Below are 16,126 nucleotides of genomic sequence, written 5' to 3'. Positions count from 1 at the left end.
GCCGACGGGCGGTGCGGCGAACACCGCGGCCGCACTGTTCTGTCAACGGTCACATCTCCGGGTGGGTGGGGGACCCGCTGGGCCTGGACCAGGGTGTCACGTTATCGAAACCGCGACGAGATGCTGTGAAAACCCTTGACGGAGGGCTTCTGACTGCGTAGACATGACTCCGCAGTCAGGAAGCAGCCCTTGACGGCCGTTGTCTGACTGCGTAGACATGGCCACCGGACGGAACGAGCCAGGAGAGACCCATGACGACACCAGTGGCAGCGCAGAGCAAAGGCTCTGGAACGCCGCGCAGTGTGGATGTCGCCCGGCTCGCCGGGGTCTCGCAGAAGACGGTGTCCCGGGTCCTCAACAACGAGCCGTACGTGTCGGCGGAGGTGCGGCAGCGCGTCCTCGCCGCTGCGGAGGAGCTCGGCTACCGGCTGAACAACGCGGCGCGGATGCTCGCCTCCGGGCGGACCCGTTCCATCGGGGTGGTCTCGCTGGGAACGGCCCTGTTCGGTCCGGCTTCGCTGCTGATGGGCATCGAGCGGGCGGTGCGTGACGCCGAGTACGCGCTGCGCGTCGTCAACACCGTGGAGGGTGATGCGAGCGGCATCACCGGTGCCGTGGACACCCTGCTCGAACAGGGCGTGGACGGCATCGTGATCTCCGAGCCGATCGACGAGGGCCATGTCGCCGCCGTCCGCGTCGAAGTGCCGGTCCTGGTGCTGGGCGCGCCGTCGGAGTTCGTCGCCTCCCGGGCGGTGAGCGCCGGGGTCGGCGTGGCCGAGCAGCTGGCCCGGGCGGCCACCGGGCATCTGCTGGACCTGGGCCACCAGACCGTGCACCACCTCGCCGGTCCGCAGCAGTGGTACGCCGGGAGGGACCGGCTCCGGGGCTGGCAGACGGCGCTGGCGGCGCGCGGACGGCAGCAGCCGGCCGTCGTGATGGGGGACTGGTCGGCTGCGTCCGGCTACGCGGCAGGCCGTGGGCTGGCCGCGGACCCCTCGGTGACGGCGGTCTTCGCCGCCAACGACGACATGGCGATCGGCCTGGTCCGAGCACTCACGGAGGCCGGCCGGCGGGTGCCGGAGGACGTCAGCGTGGTCGGCTTCGACGACATCCCGCTCGCCGCCTATGTGACTCCCTCGCTGACCACGGTCCGGCAACCCTTCGACGCCGTGGCCAGGGAAGGACTCCGGTTGCTCGTGCACGCCATCGAGAAACCGGACGTGGACCTGACGCCGGCCAACGACCCACCGGTCGAGCTCGTCGTCCGCGATTCCACCGCAGCTCCGTCGTCCCGGTAATCGCCGGGCCCCTCGCTCCACGACTTTCTCTTCGCACCGTCCTGCGCGTCCGCCACCTCCAGGGACTCCTTCTCCGCGCAGCACGTGCGCCGTTCCCGCGGCCCTGACTGACGGCCGCCGTGCCCCGGATCCACCCATCCCTGTTCCCGGCCTGCCGCTCCGGCATGTCGGCAACTCTTCACACCCGAACGGGAGTTCACCCATGTCCAGATTCTCCGACCAGGCTGCCCCGCTGAGCCGCCGTCACTTTCTCGCAGTCACCGGCGCGCTGACCGCCGGCACCGCACTCGCCGCCTGCAGCAGCGGAGGCAGCGGCGCGAGCAGCGGCTCGACCGCCGCCGCGCAGGCAGTCAGCCAGGCCGACATCGACAAGGCCATGTCCACCCCGACCGAACTCACCTTCTGGACCTGGGTGCCCAACATCGACCAGGAGGTCGCCCTCTTCAAGCAGAAGTACCCGGCGATCAAGGTCAACGTCGTCAACGCGGGCCAGGGCGCGGCCCAGTACACCAAGCTGCGCACCGCGCTGCAGGCCAAGACCGGCGCCCCGGACGCCTGCCAGATCGAGTACCAGTACATCCCTACCTTCACCATCACCGACAGCCTGCTGGACCTCCGGCCCTACGGCGCGTCAGCGCTGCGGAGCACGTTCGTGGACTGGACCTGGGGCCAGGTCAGCGGCGCGGGCGGCGAGGTCTGGGCGATCCCGCAGGACACCGGCCCGATGGGGATGCTGTACCGGCAGGACATCTTCGACAAGCACGGCATCGCCGTTCCGAAGACCTGGGACGAGTTCGCCGACGCCGCGCGCAAGCTGCACGCGGCCGACCCCGGCGTCTACCTGACCAACCTCTCCGCGAACGAGCCCGCGGCCTGGCACGGTCTGCTGTGGCAGGCCGGTGGCAAGCCGTACACCACCTCCGGCAAGAGCACGGTCTCGATCAGCGTCGACGACGCGGTCTCCAAGAAGCTCGGCGCCTACTGGGGCGGGCTCGCCAAGGAGGGCGTCATCAGCAGCGACCCGGACTTCACCGACTCCTGGTACGCGGGCTTCAACCAGGGGAAGTATGCGACCTGGATCACCGCCGCCTGGGGTCCGGTGTTCCTCTCCGGGTCGGCGAAGTCCACCTCGGGCAAGTGGCGCGCGGCTCCGCTGCCGCAGTGGGACGCCTCCGCGCCGAGCTCGGGCAACTGGGGCGGCTCGACCACCGCGGTCATGCGTTCCTCCAAGAACCCCATCGCGGCCGCGATGTTCGCGCAGTTCCTCAACAGCGACCCGGCGAGCGCGAAGCTCTTCACCACCGAGCAGTTCTTCTTCCCGGCGACCAAGGCGCTGCTGGCCGACGCGTCCTTCACCGGCCAGACCCCCGCCTTCTACGGCGACCAGAAGGTCAACCAGGTCTTCGCCGACATCAGCTCGACGGTGCCGACCTCCTTCCAGTGGCCGCCGTTCCTGGACCAGGTGGTGACGGACTGGACGGAGACCGTCGGCAAGTCGCTGGCGGACAGGACCGACAGCGTCACGGCGCTGTCCACCTGGCAGTCGCGGATCACCACGTACGCCAAGAACCAGGGCTTCACCGTCCAGGGCTCGTGACGAAGGGCCCATGATGACTGCCACCACCCCCCAGGCAGCAGCCGGGCGCCGCCGTCCCAGCGCTGCGGGACCGCTGTTCGTCGCCCCGTTCCTGGTGCTCTTCCTGCTGCTGTTCCTCACCCCGCTCGGCTACGCCGCCTACCTCAGCCTGTTCCAGCACCGGCTGATCGGCGGGACCTCCTTCGTCGGACTGCAGAACTACGTCACCGCCCTCAAGGACCCCCTCTTCCTGCACGGGGTGCTGCGGGTCGCGCTGTTCTTCGTGATCCAGGTCCCGGTGATGCTGCTGCTGGCGCTGGTCTTCGCGCTCGCGCTGGACAGCGGCCTGATGCGGCTCGCCCGGGTGGTGCGGCTGGGCATCTTCGTCCCGTACGCCGTGCCGAGCGTGGTCGCCACGCTCATGTGGGGCTACCTCTACGGGCCGGACTTCGGCCCGTTCGCCCAGCTGGGACGCCACTTCCACCTGCCGGTGCCGACCTTCCTCAGCGACGGCTGGATGCTCGGCAGCCTCGGCAACATCGTCACCTGGGAGTTCACCGGCTACAACATGATCATCCTCTACGCAGCGCTGCGGACCATTCCGACGGACCTGTACGAGGCCGCCGCCGTGGACGGCGCCGGGGCCTGGCGCATCGCCTGGTCGATCAAACTCCCCGCACTGCGCCCGGCCCTGACGCTCACTCTGCTCTTCTCGGTGATCGGCAGTTTCCAACTGTTCAACGAGCCGAACCTGATGGCGCACATCGCCCCCAATGTGATCGACAGCGGCTACACCGCCAACCTCTACGCCTACTCCCTCGCCTTCACCGGCCAGCAGGTCAACTACGCGGCCACGGTCTCCTTCCTGCTCGGACTGATCATCGTGATCGTCTCCTACGGCTTCCTGCTCACCGCCAACCGCCGGAGGACCAGGTGACGACCATGACCACTGCGGCCCCCACCCCCACGAGCCGTGAGACCGCGACCCCGTCCCGGCGCCGGTCGCGATCCCATCGGCGCAGCACCCCGCTCACCATCGCGATGCTGGCCGCGCTCGCCTACTTCCTGCTGCCGCTGTTCTGGCTCGCCGTGGCCTCGACCAAGAGCAGCCAGGACCTGTTCAACACCTTCGGCCTCTGGTTCTCCCACGCCCCGCAGCTGTGGACGAACATCTCGCAGACCCTGACCCACGACAACGGGGTCTTCGTCGACTGGCTGCTCAACACCCTGATGTACGCGGTGACCAGCTCGCTGGGCGCGGCGCTGCTGGCCGCCGGCGCCGGCTACGGCTTCGCCAAGTTCCGCTTCCGCGGCCACGGGGCCGCGTTCAACCTGGTGCTCGGCGCGGTGATGGTGCCGACCACGGCGCTGGCGATCCCGACCTACCTGCTCTTCGCACAGGTCGGACTGGTCAACACGCCGTGGGCGGTCATCCTGCCCTCGCTGGTCAACCCCTTCGGCCTCTACCTGATGCGCATCTACGCCGAGGACGCCGTACCGGACAGCCTCATCGAGGCCGCCCGCATCGACGGGGCCGGCGAGCTGCGGATCTTCGTCCAGATCGGGCTGCGGCTGCTGGCTCCGGGCCTGGTGACGGTCATTCTGTTCACCCTGGTGGCGACCTGGAACAACTACTTCCTGCCGCTGATCATGCTGAACGACCCGCGCCTGTACCCGGTCACCGTCGGGCTCTCCTCCTGGGCCGCACAGGCGCAGAACGGCGGCGCGGGCGCCAGCAGCGACATGCTCGCGCTGGTCGTCACCGGCTCCATGATCTCGGTCATCCCGCTGGTCATCGCCTTCCTGCTGCTCCAGCGCTACTGGCAGAGCGGCCTGTCGGCCGGCTCCGTCAAGCAGTGACACCAAGCTGCGTCGTCGCTGTCACCTCTCAACTCCCCTCGGAGGTTGCCTTCATGGCGGTCCTGCCCGCCCGCGTCCTGTTCGGCGCCGCGTACTACCACGAGTACCAGCCCCACGACTTCCTGCCCGACGACCAGCGGGCCCAGGAGCGGCTCAAGACCGACCTGGACCTGATGGCCGACGCCCGCTTCACCGTCATCCGGGTCGGCGAGTCGGTCTGGTCCACCTGGGAGCCCGAGAACGGCCGATTCGACCTGGACTGGCTCCAACCGGTCCTGGACGGCGCCCACGAGCGCGGCATCTCCGTCATCCTCGGCACGCCGACCTACGCGGTGCCGCCGTGGCTGGCACGCCAGTACCCGGAGATCGCCGGCGAGCGGGCCACCGGGCAGCGGATCGGCTGGGGCGCGCGTCAGGAGGTCGACTTCACCCACCCCGCCTTCCGCTTCCACGCCGAACGGGTCATCCGCAGAATCCTGGAGCGCTACGCCGCGCACCCGGCCGTCATCGGGTTCCAGGTGGACAACGAGCCCGGTTTTGAACTGCTGCACAACCACGGCGTGTTCCAGCGCTTCACCGACCATCTGCGCGCCAAGTACGGCGACGTGGAGACCCTGAACCGCGAGTGGGGCCTGGTCTACTGGTCGCACCGGCTGTCCACCTGGGCCGATCTGTGGACGCCCGACGGCAACGCCCAGCCCCAGTACGACGTCGCCTGGCGGGAGTTCCAGGCCCGGCAGACCACCGAGTTCATCGCCTGGCAGGCCGGCCTGGTACGCGAGTACACCCGTCCCGAGCAGTTCGTCACCACCTGCATCTCCTACACCCGCCGCGCGGTGGAGGACGACGAGCTGACCGACAGCCTCGACGTCGCCACCGGCAACCCCTACTACGACATGCAGGACGGCCTCGCGCTGCCCGACCCCACCCCGGAGGACCACGAACAGATCTGGAAGACCACCGGCACCTGGGCGCTCTACCAGACCGCGGACTGGATGTTCTCCTCCCGCCAGGCCCCCTTCCTGGTCACCGAGACCAACGCCCAGAGCATCGGCTTCCCCTGGGACAACCGCCCCGGCTTCGACGGCCAGTGGCGGCAGGCCGCCTGGGCGCTGGTCGCCCGGGGCGCGCAGATGATCGAGTACTGGCACTGGCGCACCCTGCCCTACGGCGCGGAGACCTACTGGGGCGGCATCCTGCCGCACAGCGGCAGGCCCGGCCGCACCTACGCCGAACTGGCCCGCCTCGGCACGGAACTGGACGCGGCCGGGTCCCTCGTCGCCGGTATCGAGCCGGACGCGGACATCACCCTGGTGTACTCGACGCCGAGCAAGTGGCTGATGCAGAAGTACCCGCCGCTGTCGACCGCGGACGGCGGCCCCGACCCCGCCTCCTACCACCGGATCTTCGATCCCTTCTACCGCGGCGCCTTCGACAGCGGCCGTCAGGTCCGCATCGTGCACTCCCGTCAGCTGCACGACCCGAGCGGTGAGCGGCCAGCGCTCAGCCCGGACGAGGCGGCGCAGCGACACCCCGTCCTGGTCGTCCCCGCCCTCTACCTCGCCGACGACACCACGCTGGACTGGTTCGCCGAATACGCCGAGGCCGGTGGCCACCTGGTGCTCGGGCCGCGCACCGGCTACGCCGACCTGGAGGCCCGGGCCCGGCAGGAACCGGCTCCCGGACGCCTCACCGGGGCCGCGGGTGCGCAGTACGAGGAGTTCAGCAACCTCACCGCCCCGCTGCCGGTGCGCGCCACCCCCGGCAGCCCGCTGTCGCTGCCGCCCACGGCGACCGCCACCCGCTGGGCCGACGCCCTCACCGTCCAGGACGCCGAGGTGCTGGCCGGCTACGACCACCCGCACTTCGGCCGCTGGGCCGCCGTCACCACCCGGCGCCACGGCCGGGGCCGGGTCACCTGCGTCGGCACCGTCCCCGGCCGGGAGCTGGCCCAGGCCCTCTCCCGCTGGCTCGCCCCCACCCCGGTCGGCGGCTGGACGGACCTGCCCGCCTCCGTCACCGCCACCACCGGCACCTCGCCGGACGGACGGCGGGTCCACATCGTCCACAACTGGAGCTGGGAACCCACCCGGGTGACCGTCCCCCTCCCGCTGACCGACGCCCTCGACGGCCGCGCCGTCGCCGCAGGCGAGCTGCTCGAACTCGGCGCCTGGGACGTCCGCGTTCTCGCCACCGCTCCCTGACCGACCGTCACCACCCAGCACGTCCCGAGCAGCATGTCCCGAGAAAGGAAAGGACGGATCGATGACCAGAGCCGCGAGATCCCCCTGGGCAGCAGCGCTGGCGGTACTCACCGCCGTGGCCCTCTGCCTGGTGTGGGGCCCCACCGCACGGGCCGAGACCAGTGGGGTGCAGACGATCTTCACCCCGACCGCGAGCGCCGGCTACGTCAACCCCGGCGCCATGTACGCCCGAGGCGTCACCCTCCACCACGCGGGCGACGCCAACGGCACCATGCTCAGCACCTTCGAGGTCTACACCAGCACCACCCCGGTGTTCCCGGTCTACAAGAGCACCGACGGCGGTTCCACCTGGAGCTACCTCTCCCAGGTCACCGACACCGTCAACGGCTACGGCATGCGCTGGAACCCGCAGATCTACGAACTCCCGGCCGCCCTGGGCGCTCTGCCCGCGGGCACGCTGCTGGAGTCGGGACTGTCCGTGCCCGCCGACCGCAGCTCCACCGAGATCCTGCTCTACGACAGCACCGACCACGGCCAGACCTGGCACTTCCTCAGCTCGGTGGCCAAGGGCGGCGCGGCCTGGACTGCGGACCCGAACACCCCGGTGTGGGAGCCGTTCCTGCTGATGAACAACGGCAGGCTCGACGTCTACTACTCGGACCAGCGGGAGAACTCGGTCAACTCCCAGAAGCTGGTCCACCAGACCAGCACTGACGGCACCAGCTGGGGCGCCGTCGTCGACGACGTGGTCTACCCGGCCCAGTCCGCGCGACCGGGGATGGCCACGGTGGCGGCGATCGGCGGCGGCAAGTGGATCATGACCTATGAGTACTGCAACGCCCCGTCCGGGGGCTGCCCGGTCTACTACAAGATCGCGAGTGATCCGGAGAACTTCGGCGCGGCGACCGGCCAGCAGCTCCTGCTGAACGACGGCAGCAAGCCCTGCTGCCAGCCCTACGTCGTCTGGACCCCCAGCGGCGGTGCCAACGGGACCATCGTGGTCAGCGACGGCGGGCAGACCGCGCTCGCGGTCAACACGGCGGGCGGCGCTGCGGGGTCCTGGAAGTCAGAGGGCTCCAACGCGCCCGGCGGCTACAGCCGTTCGCTGATGCTGATGCCCGACGGCAACACCGTGCTGACGCTGACCGGCGGCTACCACGACAGCAGCTACCTCAACCAGGTCCAGTTCGCCTTCGACAATGTCGCCCCGGGCATCTCCAACGGAGCCACGTACACGCTGACCAACAGCTACTCCGGCCTCAACGCCGGTGCCACCGGCACGACCAGCGGCACCCCCGCGGTCCAGCTCACCGCCTCGCCGAGCTCCGCCCAGCAGCAGTGGACCCTGACCCGGCAGGCCAACGGCTACTTCACCCTCACCGACGCGGCCAGCGGCCTGCGGCTCGCCGTGACCGGTGGCTCCACCACCGACGGAGCCACCGTCGAGCTGGACACCGCCTCGCCCGGCTCCGCCGCACAGGACTGGGCCGTCGCCCAGCTCTCGGACGGGACCTTCACCATCACCAACCGCAGGAGCAACCTGCTGCTCGACGACTACCAGTGGGCCAAGTCCTCCGGTGCGACGGTCGACCAGTGGGAGACCACCGGCGGCAGCAACCAGCACTGGACCCTCACCCAGACCGCCTTCCCCGACCTCACCTCCGGGCTCCTCTCCCTCCAGAACAACTTCGGCGAGTACCTGGAGATCCCCGGCGGCTCCACCACCTCGGGCACCCAGGCCGACCAGTGGTGGTACGCCAACCAGAACTGGCACCTGTGGCGGTTCGTCGCCGTCACCGGCGGCTACCGGATCGTCAACGGCCAGTCCGGGCTCGCGCTCACCGACACCAGCCCGGCCACCAGCGAGGCGATCACCCAGACCACGGCCGTCTCCGGCAACGCGGCCCAGGTCTGGACCCTGGTCCCGCACGGCAACCAGTACCTGATCCAGTCCAAGTCGAGCGGCCGCTTCGTCACCATCGCCCAGGGCTCCGCCAGCGACCTCGCCAAGGCCGTCTCCTGGACCGAACTCGACACCTCCGACCAGCTCTGGACCGTCCGCCGGCTCAACTGACCCGGCAGCGGTTCACGGCCCGCGTCCGCCGGGGACCATCCCGGGCGGACGCGGGCCGAATTGGCGGTGCACGCCTCTTGGCCCCTTGCGCCGCACTACTTACCCTTCGGTAAGAAGTGTGGACATGCCATACAGGGACAGCAGGAGGCAAGTCATGGGAACACGTCGCACCACCCGCTTATGCGCGCTCGCAGCGGTACTGTTCGCCGGGACGATCGCTGGGCCCGCCACCGGGGCGACAGCCGCCGACGGGCTGCGCGACGTCCTGGTCGTCGGCAACAGCCAGGCGGGCACTGTCAGTTTCGTCGACGCGCACACCTTCGCCAATCTCGGCTCGATCAATGTCACCGCCGACGCGCAGCAGCGCATCGCCGCCATGGACCCGATCCAGTGGGCCGGGTACGAGACGGTGACCTCGGTGGAGGGCGGCATCCGCTGGGTCGACGACGCGTCGCTCTCACCCGACGGCCGCACCCTCTACGTCTCCCGCGGCACCCTGGACGACGTGGCCGCGTACGACGTCGCCACCGGCGCCCAGCTGTGGCGGACCAGGCTGGCCGGCTTCCACGCCGACCACGCCGCACTCTCCCCGGACGGCACCCGCTATGTCGTCTCCGCGACCACCGCCGACGAGGCCGAGGTGCTGAACACCGCCGACGGCTCGGTGGCCGGGACCTTCGCCACCGGCACCTATCCGCACCAGAACGACTACTCGGCCGACGGCAAGTACATCTACAACTCCAGCATCGGCGTCGTCTCGCTGCCCCAGGCCCTGGAGTGGGCCAAGGGCTCCTTCCGGCTCACCAAGGTCGACGCGCAGACCCTCAAGACCGTGCAGACCTGGACCTTCCCGCACGGCATCCGGCCCAATGTCGTCATGCCGGACGGCAGGACCATGTACACCGACCTCTCCTACCTCAACGGCTTCGTCCAGTACGACCTTTCCAGCAGCCAAATCGTCAAGACGGTGACCATGCCGTTCAGCACGGCGGGCGCGGCCCTGAAGCCGGACGACTACCCGAAGAACTCCGCCCACCACGGCCTCGCCGTCTCCGGAGACGGGTCCGCCGTCTGCGACTCCGGCACCATCGACGACTACGCCGCCATCGTCAACACCGCCGACTACAGCACCAGGGGCACTGTCACCTACCCCACCGGCAGCCTGCCGTACTGGGCCAGCAGCAGCGCGGACGGCACGCTCTGCTTTGTCTCGCTGAGCAAGCTCAACCAGGTCTCGGTGATCGACTACGCCACCGCGAAGGAGGTCGCCCGCGTCACCGTCGGCGCCTTCCCCCAGCGCGAGCGCACCGGGAGGATCGCTGCCTCCCTGGTCGGCGATCTTTCCCCCGCGGCCGGCTGATCGTCACGGGCCGGTCTGTCCGGAGGCGGCCTGGCCGGGTCGGGGCGGGGGAGCGGCTCCCGGCTGGACCAGGCCGCTCCGGTAGGCGGCGGCGGCCTGGGCGCGGTGCGGCCCCGCCCCGCGTGGTGCCGCTCACCGGCGACCACTACAGCGTCCTCAAGGAGCACGGCGTAGGGGAGTTGGCGGACGCGATCCGCGCATGGACATCGGCCCCGGCAATTGACAATATCGGCACAGAGTGATCAGTCGATCGCATAGAGTAGTTGCCGAACCCAGGGAGGAACACCATGACCAGTCCCACCCCGCGCAAGGTCTCCCGTTACGGCTGGGTCCCCGACCTGCCGGACGCCCGCGACCACGTCTACGCCGCGCCGCGGCTGGCGTTGGTGAACCCGCCGCCCAAGGTGGACCTGCGGGGCAGCCTTCCGCCGGTCTACGACCAGGGCCGGATCGGGAGCTGCACCGCGAACGCGCTGGCCGGCGCGTTCGAGTTCGAACTGATGCGGCAGCAGCTGCCCGTGTGGACGCCCTCGCGCCTGTTCATCTACTACAACGAGCGGCTGATGGAGGGTCACGCGGGCAGCGACTCCGGGGCGCAGATCCGCGATGGCATCAAGAGCGTGGCGACGCTGGGCGTCTGCCCCGAGACCGAGTGGCCCTACGACGACACCCCGGCGGTCACCGACGGCGGGCCCTTCCCGCCCGGCGCCCCGGCGGGGGAGAAGCCGTCCGACAGCTGCTACAAGGACGCCCGGCAGTGGACCGCGACGGTGTACCGGCGGGTGACCCGGGACCTGAACCAGTTCAAGGGCTGTCTGTCCGACGGCTACCCCTTCGCCTTCGGCTTCACCGTCTACTCCGGTTTCGAGGGCGCGGACGTCGCCAAGACCGGCGAGGCCCAGCTGCCCGCCGCCGGCGAACAGGTCCTCGGCGGGCACGCGGTGCTCGCGGTGGGCTACGACGACGACCTGCAGCGCTTCATCGTCCGCAACTCCTGGGGCACCGGGTGGGGCCAGAGCGGCTACTTCACCCTGCCCTACGCGTATCTGACGGAGGCGGGGCTCTCTTCCGACTTCTGGACCATCCGCCTGGTCGCCTGATCACGCCGGACGTGCCTGCGCCCCCGGAGCTCCGGGGGCGCAGGCAGTGCTGACCCGGCAGGCAGGCAGGCAGGTCGGGTCAGGTCAGGTCAGCTCAGGGGCTGTCCTCGCTCCCTGACGTGCCGCCGGCTGCCAGCCACTGCGCGTAGGCGATCGCGGCCAGGCGGGCCGAGGCGATGTTCTGCGCGAAGGTGGCGGGTGTCACGGCCGCGGTGCCGGCCGCTGCGGCGAGCCCCGAAGTCGGGGTGTACATCGCCTCGTTGAAGACCGAACCGACCGGGGCGGTGGCCACGGCGAAGACCGGGTGCGCGGTTCCGGCGGAGAAGGAGGTCGAGATGTAGTCGCCGACCATGGTGCCCTGCGTGGTGCTCGGCAGCCAGGAGTGGCTCATCGGCCCGGCCAGCTGGGTCGCCGTGGTCCAGGTGCTGCCGCCGTTGGTGGAGGAGACGTACCCGACGTCCAACTGACAGCTGCTGGCGGTGCAGTTGGCGACCGGGTGGTAGTAGTACGTCAGCGCCAGGTGCGCGGTGCTGCCGGAGGTCGCCGGGTCGACCGCGAGGCCGGGGATGAAGTGGTCGACGGTGCTGGTGGTCGCGTCGATCGGGATGCGGACCACGGTCGACCAGCTGGTCCCGTTGGTGCTCGTCGACATCACGATGTCATTGGAGGTGCAGGAGCCCCCGCTGGTGCGGAAGCGGCAGTCCTGCCAGACCACATAGACCTTGCCGGCCGCGTCGATCTCGGCCGAGGGCAGGGGTCCGCTGCGCAGCGAGCCGTGCACGGTGTACGTGCTGATGGTGGTCACGGTGGTGGCGCTGGTCCAACTGCTGCCGCCGTTGGTGGAGGTGAAGGCCCGGATCGAGGTCTCCGAGGCGTTGGAGATCGGGACCACCACGGTGCCGCTGGGCTGCACCACGGGCTGGCCGCCGAGGCCGGTGGCGTTGTTGGCGGTGGTCTTCGAGGCGCCCCAGGTGAGACCGCCGTCGGAGGAGGTGGTCATCTCGATGCGGTCGCCGTTGCCGTTGTTGTCGTACTCCGTGTAGCAGTTGCCGTAGAACGCACTGGTCGCGGTGTTGTCGCAGACGATCCAGTTCTTGTCGAGGCTGGAGCCGGTCGCGGTGGTGACCGGGTTGCTCCAGGTGTGGCCCCCGTCGGTGGAGCGGCTGGTGAAGACGGCGGGCACGCTGACCGACGCGGTGATCGGGATGCTGGAGATCAGCCAGACGTTGTGCTTGGCGTCGTAGGCCACCGAGGGGTCGCTGGCCCGGGCGTAGCTGCCGCCCGCCTGGGTGGTGATGCCGGGCAGATATCCGTGGGTCCAAGTGGCGCCGCTGTCAGTGGAGATGGCGAAGCCGATGTTGGAGCTGCCGCCGTCGGTGAACCGCCCGACCTGGAACGCGGAGACGACGGTGGAGCCGTAGGCGAAGGTGTCCGGCTCGACCTCGGTGGCGTGCTGGCTGGTGGTGTTGGTGTAGGGGTCGGAGCTGATCTGGGTGAGCGCCGGAGCCGCGGTGGCGGTTCCGGTCGTGAAGGCCAGCGCGGCGGCGGCGAGCGCCGCCGTCACCACGCCGGGTCTGACCAGGCGCAGGACCAGTGATGCCAAGGACATGAACCGTTCCCCTTCCGGGATTCGGGCACGTCCGGACATCGGTCCACTCGGGGAGGGGCGCGACAGAACAGACCCCTTGCACGTCCGCCGAGGGGGCGGGCGAAGCCCGGCAGAACCGAACATCGTGCGGACGTGCGTAAGGACGGCGCTACTGTCCCGCCCTTGTGTGATTCATGTCAATAGGCAGGTGCAGGGCGTTGCTGGTGTGAGTCGCCGACGCGTTGGGCAGTCAGGATCCGTGAGCGATCGAATACGTGTGGGATATGTCCTTCAGGGGGAACTTTGAGCGTCTGTGTGATAGGCGCGGGGCTGTCGGCCCGGACGATTACCACGGCCACCGCATAACAAAAGGGGACCGCCCGGCCCGCAACCGGACAGCCCCCTCCCAAGATCTTCAGTAGGTTCCTAGCCGGCACGGGACAGCAGATAGCTGACGAGGGTGGTCAGGGCGGCGGCCGACGACTTCTCGTCGCGCGCGTCGCAGGTGACGACGGGGGTGTCGTCGAGGAGGTCGAGCGCCTCCCGCAGCGACGCCTCGGCGCGCTCCGGGCTGCCGTCGAAGTGGTTGACGGCGATCGCGTAGTCGAGGCCGTACTGCTCGATGAGGTCGATCACGGCGAAGGAGTCGGCGAGCCGTTCGGGGTCGACCAGGACCAGTGCGCCGAGAGCGCCGCGGGCCATGTCCTCCCACATCTCCACGAACCGCAACTGGCCGGGCGTGCCGAAGAGGTAGAGCACCACCCGGTCGCTGATGGTCAGACGGCCGAAGTCCATGGCGACGGTGGTGGTGGTCTTCCCCCGGACCCCCTTGAGGTCGTCCACCGCCTCTGCGGCCCGCGTCATCGTCTCCTCGGTGGACAGCGGTTGGATCTCCGAGATCGAACCGATGAACGTGGTCTTGCCCACGGCGAAGTGTCCGACGACGAGGATTTTCACAGCCGTCTGCGTCGCCCCGCCCTGGACGTAGTCCCGCTCGTCCAGGGCAGGACGTTCGCCGAGGCTCGGCCGTTCACCCAAACGCAGTCCTTCACCCAAACTTGGTCCGGAGACCATTGAGCACCTCCTCCAGGAGCTCCTTGTCGGCAAGGCGGGCGCGGGCCACCGGCGGCCGGGTGAGCAGATAGCCGGATTCGGTCAGCGATGCCAGCACGATCCTCACCACACCCAGCGGCAGCCGGGTGTGCCCCGCGACCTCGGCGACCGAGAGGTAGCCGGCGGAGCAGATGTCGAGCAGCCGGTGCTCCTCGGGCGACAGCCGCGAAGGGCGCTGTCCCTGTTCGAGCGCCGCCGTCACGAGCGTGATCAGTGAGAGCTTGTCGTCGTCGGGCAGCCTGCGCCCCTTGGTGATGACGTACGGTCGCACTAACTCCGGCGCCTCGAGGTCCCAGTCCTCGGAATCCCTCATGAGCGGGCCCCGAGGTTCTCGCGCGGCGGCGCCGCCAGGACCTTGCCCAACTGGCCGACGAGCTGCTGCATCCGGAAGCTGATGTCCTGCATGTCGACGTCCGGGGAAGCGGAGACGCCGAGGTACGCGCCCTCACCGGCGGAGATCAGGAACACCCAGCCGCCGTCGAACTCGACCAGCGTCTGCCGCCACCGCTGGCCGGTGTCCTCGCAGAAGAAGGCGAGCGAGCGGCTGAGCGACTGCACACCGCTCATCCCGGCGGCGACCCGGTCCGCGTCGTCCCGGTCGAAGTCCTTCGTCCGGGCCATCAGCAGACCGTCCGCGGAGATCAGAACCGCGTGCAGGGCTCCGGGGATCTCCAGGGCGCTGTCGAGCATCCATGACAGATCGTCGTTCACGAGAACTCCTGCCCTTCACTGCTGGCAGCACGTGTGCCGCTCGTCTGGTCCGCGTCGTCCGGACGCGTGGCCCGGCCGGACCGTGTGCCCCGCTGGAAGGCACCCATGATGGCTGCGGTCTCGGCACCGGTGCGGGCCGAGCCGAGCGGGGCGGGCGCCGCCCCCTGCACGATCGTCATCGGCCGTTTGCGCCGTCGCAAGGGCAGTCCGTCGGCAGTCAGGGGGGCGTTCAGTGCGGGCTCGGGCTCATCCGGTGCCGGTACCGATGTGGACATGGCTGGGGCAGGCACCTTCTTCTCGGGCATGCTGCTGAGCAGTTCGTGCGGCAGCAGCACCACCGCGCGCACCCCGCCATAGGGGGAGGTGGAGTCCACCGACACCTCGAAGCCGAAGCGCTCGCAGAGCACGCCGATCACGGCCAGGCCGAACTGCGGTGGATTGCCGAGCCCCGCGACACCCGAGACCCGCTCGCTGTTGAGCAGCCTCTCCGCGCGGGCGCGCTCCTCGTCGTTCATGCCGACGCCGGCGTCGTCCACGACGATGACCACGCCCTTGGGCACCGTCCGAATGTTGATCTCGACGACGGTGTCCGGGCTGGAGTAGCTGGTGGCGTTGTCGAGCAGCTCGGCCAGGGCCAGCGCGACCGGCTCGACGGCCCGGCTGGAGACGCCGAAGTCCACCTGGGAGAGGATCTCCACCCGCCGGAAGTGCCGCACCCGGCCCTGCGCGCTGCGGACCACGTCGTAGACCGAGGCGATGTCACGCTGCCGGCCCAGCCAGCCGTCGCACAGCACGGCGATGGACTGCGCGCGCCGGCCGAACTGCGAGTTGGTGTGGTCGATCTCCAGCAGGTCCTGCAGGAGGACCGACTCGCCGTACTTGCTCTGCAGCCGCGAGAGGATCAACTGCTGCTCGGCAGCCAGACCCTGCAGCGTCCGCATCGCGGACTTCAGCACGGTCTTCGTCGCTTCCTCGGCCTGTTCCTGGGCCGCCGCGACGGACTGTGTGTAGTGATGCTCCAGATTGGAGTAGTACTCCCTGAGCCCGTCGGACTCCTGCCGCAACGCCACGGCCGCCTTGCGTTGGCGGACGATCAGGGCGATTGCGATGAGCAGGAGCACGACAAGACCCCAAAGTACTGGGTTCTCTGTGTATTCCGTCATAAGACTCTCTATCAGGCGACAGACGGCCGACTGCTGAATCCCCGCCACAGCAGGGTGGATCCGTCCCGCCCCGCAAGCG

The 16,126-nt window shown here is 69.6% G+C and carries 13 protein-coding genes; 8 read left to right on the top strand and 5 right to left on the bottom strand.

Annotated elements, in window-relative coordinates; translation table 11 throughout:
• Positions 1–251 precede the first annotated feature (251 nt).
• The 8 genes from ABH941_RS08030 to ABH941_RS07995 all read left to right on the top strand — a co-directional run bounded on the left by ABH941_RS08030 (position 252) and on the right by ABH941_RS07995 (position 11,472).
• On the top strand, positions 252–1,298 hold the full coding sequence (locus ABH941_RS08030; protein ID WP_370127919.1) for a LacI family DNA-binding transcriptional regulator: 1,047 nt from the start codon (positions 252–254) through the stop codon (positions 1,296–1,298).
• Positions 1,299–1,500: 202 nt separating this feature from the next.
• A complete protein-coding gene (locus tag ABH941_RS08025) occupies positions 1,501–2,895 on the top strand; it encodes an ABC transporter substrate-binding protein (RefSeq protein WP_370127918.1) in 1,395 nt (464 codons plus the stop codon).
• 10 nt (positions 2,896–2,905) lie between these two features.
• On the top strand, positions 2,906–3,811 hold the full coding sequence (locus ABH941_RS08020; protein ID WP_370127917.1) for a carbohydrate ABC transporter permease: 906 nt from the start codon (positions 2,906–2,908) through the stop codon (positions 3,809–3,811).
• Between the two features lie 5 nt (positions 3,812–3,816).
• The gene (locus ABH941_RS08015; RefSeq protein ID WP_370127916.1) at positions 3,817–4,734 is read left to right on the top strand and encodes a carbohydrate ABC transporter permease; all 918 of its coding nucleotides are present in this window, start codon (positions 3,817–3,819) and stop codon (positions 4,732–4,734) included.
• A 53-nt stretch (positions 4,735–4,787) separates the two neighbouring features.
• Entirely contained in the window at positions 4,788–6,938 is a 2,151-nt protein-coding gene (locus ABH941_RS08010) for a beta-galactosidase (RefSeq protein WP_370127915.1), read from the top strand.
• A 61-nt stretch (positions 6,939–6,999) separates the two neighbouring features.
• Positions 7,000–9,012, top strand: a complete 2,013-nt coding sequence (locus ABH941_RS08005; protein WP_370127914.1) for an RICIN domain-containing protein — start codon at positions 7,000–7,002, stop codon at positions 9,010–9,012.
• Positions 9,013–9,166: 154 nt separating this feature from the next.
• Complete coding sequence (locus tag ABH941_RS08000) at positions 9,167–10,372, top strand: YncE family protein (protein WP_370127913.1); 1,206 nt, start codon at positions 9,167–9,169, stop codon at positions 10,370–10,372.
• A 287-nt stretch (positions 10,373–10,659) separates the two neighbouring features.
• On the top strand, positions 10,660–11,472 hold the full coding sequence (locus tag ABH941_RS07995) for a C1 family peptidase (protein WP_370127912.1): 813 nt from the start codon (positions 10,660–10,662) through the stop codon (positions 11,470–11,472).
• Positions 11,473–11,566: 94 nt separating this feature from the next.
• On the opposite strand, the gene ABH941_RS07990 is transcribed toward ABH941_RS07995, so the two are convergent.
• From ABH941_RS07990 to ABH941_RS07970, 5 genes are all read right to left on the bottom strand, one after another.
• The gene (locus ABH941_RS07990) at positions 11,567–13,081 is read right to left on the bottom strand and encodes a sialidase family protein (protein WP_370127911.1); all 1,515 of its coding nucleotides are present in this window, start codon (positions 13,079–13,081) and stop codon (positions 11,567–11,569) included.
• A 405-nt stretch (positions 13,082–13,486) separates the two neighbouring features.
• On the bottom strand, positions 13,487–14,062 hold the full coding sequence (locus ABH941_RS07985; RefSeq protein WP_370128146.1) for an ATP/GTP-binding protein: 576 nt from the start codon (positions 14,060–14,062) through the stop codon (positions 13,487–13,489).
• A gap of 46 nt (positions 14,063–14,108) precedes the next feature.
• Positions 14,109–14,486, bottom strand: coding sequence for a DUF742 domain-containing protein (locus ABH941_RS07980; protein WP_134007734.1), 378 nt, complete (start codon positions 14,484–14,486; stop codon positions 14,109–14,111).
• Positions 14,483–14,884: a roadblock/LC7 domain-containing protein gene (locus ABH941_RS07975; protein WP_370127910.1), complete on the bottom strand. Its 402-nt coding sequence runs from the start codon at positions 14,882–14,884 to the stop codon at positions 14,483–14,485. Before ABH941_RS07975 ends, ABH941_RS07980 begins: the two co-directional genes overlap by 4 nt.
• Complete coding sequence (locus tag ABH941_RS07970; RefSeq protein ID WP_370127909.1) at positions 14,881–16,047, bottom strand: sensor histidine kinase; 1,167 nt, start codon at positions 16,045–16,047, stop codon at positions 14,881–14,883. Before ABH941_RS07970 ends, ABH941_RS07975 begins: the two co-directional genes overlap by 4 nt.
• Positions 16,048–16,126 lie beyond the last annotated feature (79 nt).

The organism is Streptacidiphilus sp. EB103A, assembly GCF_041261405.1.
Taxonomy (GTDB): domain Bacteria; phylum Actinomycetota; class Actinomycetes; order Streptomycetales; family Streptomycetaceae; genus Streptacidiphilus.
The sequence above is the reverse complement of the archived record's forward strand: the minus strand, read 5'-3'. Positions and strand labels throughout refer to the sequence as shown.

Coding starts and splice junctions, on each gene's coding strand:
- ABH941_RS07970 (WP_370127909.1), bottom strand. CDS start 16,047: ATGACGGAATACACAGAGAACCCAGTACTTTGGGGTCTTGTCGTGCTC.
- ABH941_RS08015 (WP_370127916.1), top strand. CDS start 3,817: ATGACCACTGCGGCCCCCACCCCCACGAGCCGTGAGACCGCGACCCCG.
- ABH941_RS07990 (WP_370127911.1), bottom strand. CDS start 13,081: ATGTCCTTGGCATCACTGGTCCTGCGCCTGGTCAGACCCGGCGTGGTG.
- ABH941_RS08020 (WP_370127917.1), top strand. CDS start 2,906: ATGATGACTGCCACCACCCCCCAGGCAGCAGCCGGGCGCCGCCGTCCC.
- ABH941_RS08000 (WP_370127913.1), top strand. CDS start 9,167: ATGGGAACACGTCGCACCACCCGCTTATGCGCGCTCGCAGCGGTACTG.
- ABH941_RS07980 (WP_134007734.1), bottom strand. CDS start 14,486: ATGAGGGATTCCGAGGACTGGGACCTCGAGGCGCCGGAGTTAGTGCGA.
- ABH941_RS08030 (WP_370127919.1), top strand. CDS start 252: ATGACGACACCAGTGGCAGCGCAGAGCAAAGGCTCTGGAACGCCGCGC.
- ABH941_RS08025 (WP_370127918.1), top strand. CDS start 1,501: ATGTCCAGATTCTCCGACCAGGCTGCCCCGCTGAGCCGCCGTCACTTT.
- ABH941_RS08010 (WP_370127915.1), top strand. CDS start 4,788: ATGGCGGTCCTGCCCGCCCGCGTCCTGTTCGGCGCCGCGTACTACCAC.
- ABH941_RS08005 (WP_370127914.1), top strand. CDS start 7,000: ATGACCAGAGCCGCGAGATCCCCCTGGGCAGCAGCGCTGGCGGTACTC.
- ABH941_RS07995 (WP_370127912.1), top strand. CDS start 10,660: ATGACCAGTCCCACCCCGCGCAAGGTCTCCCGTTACGGCTGGGTCCCC.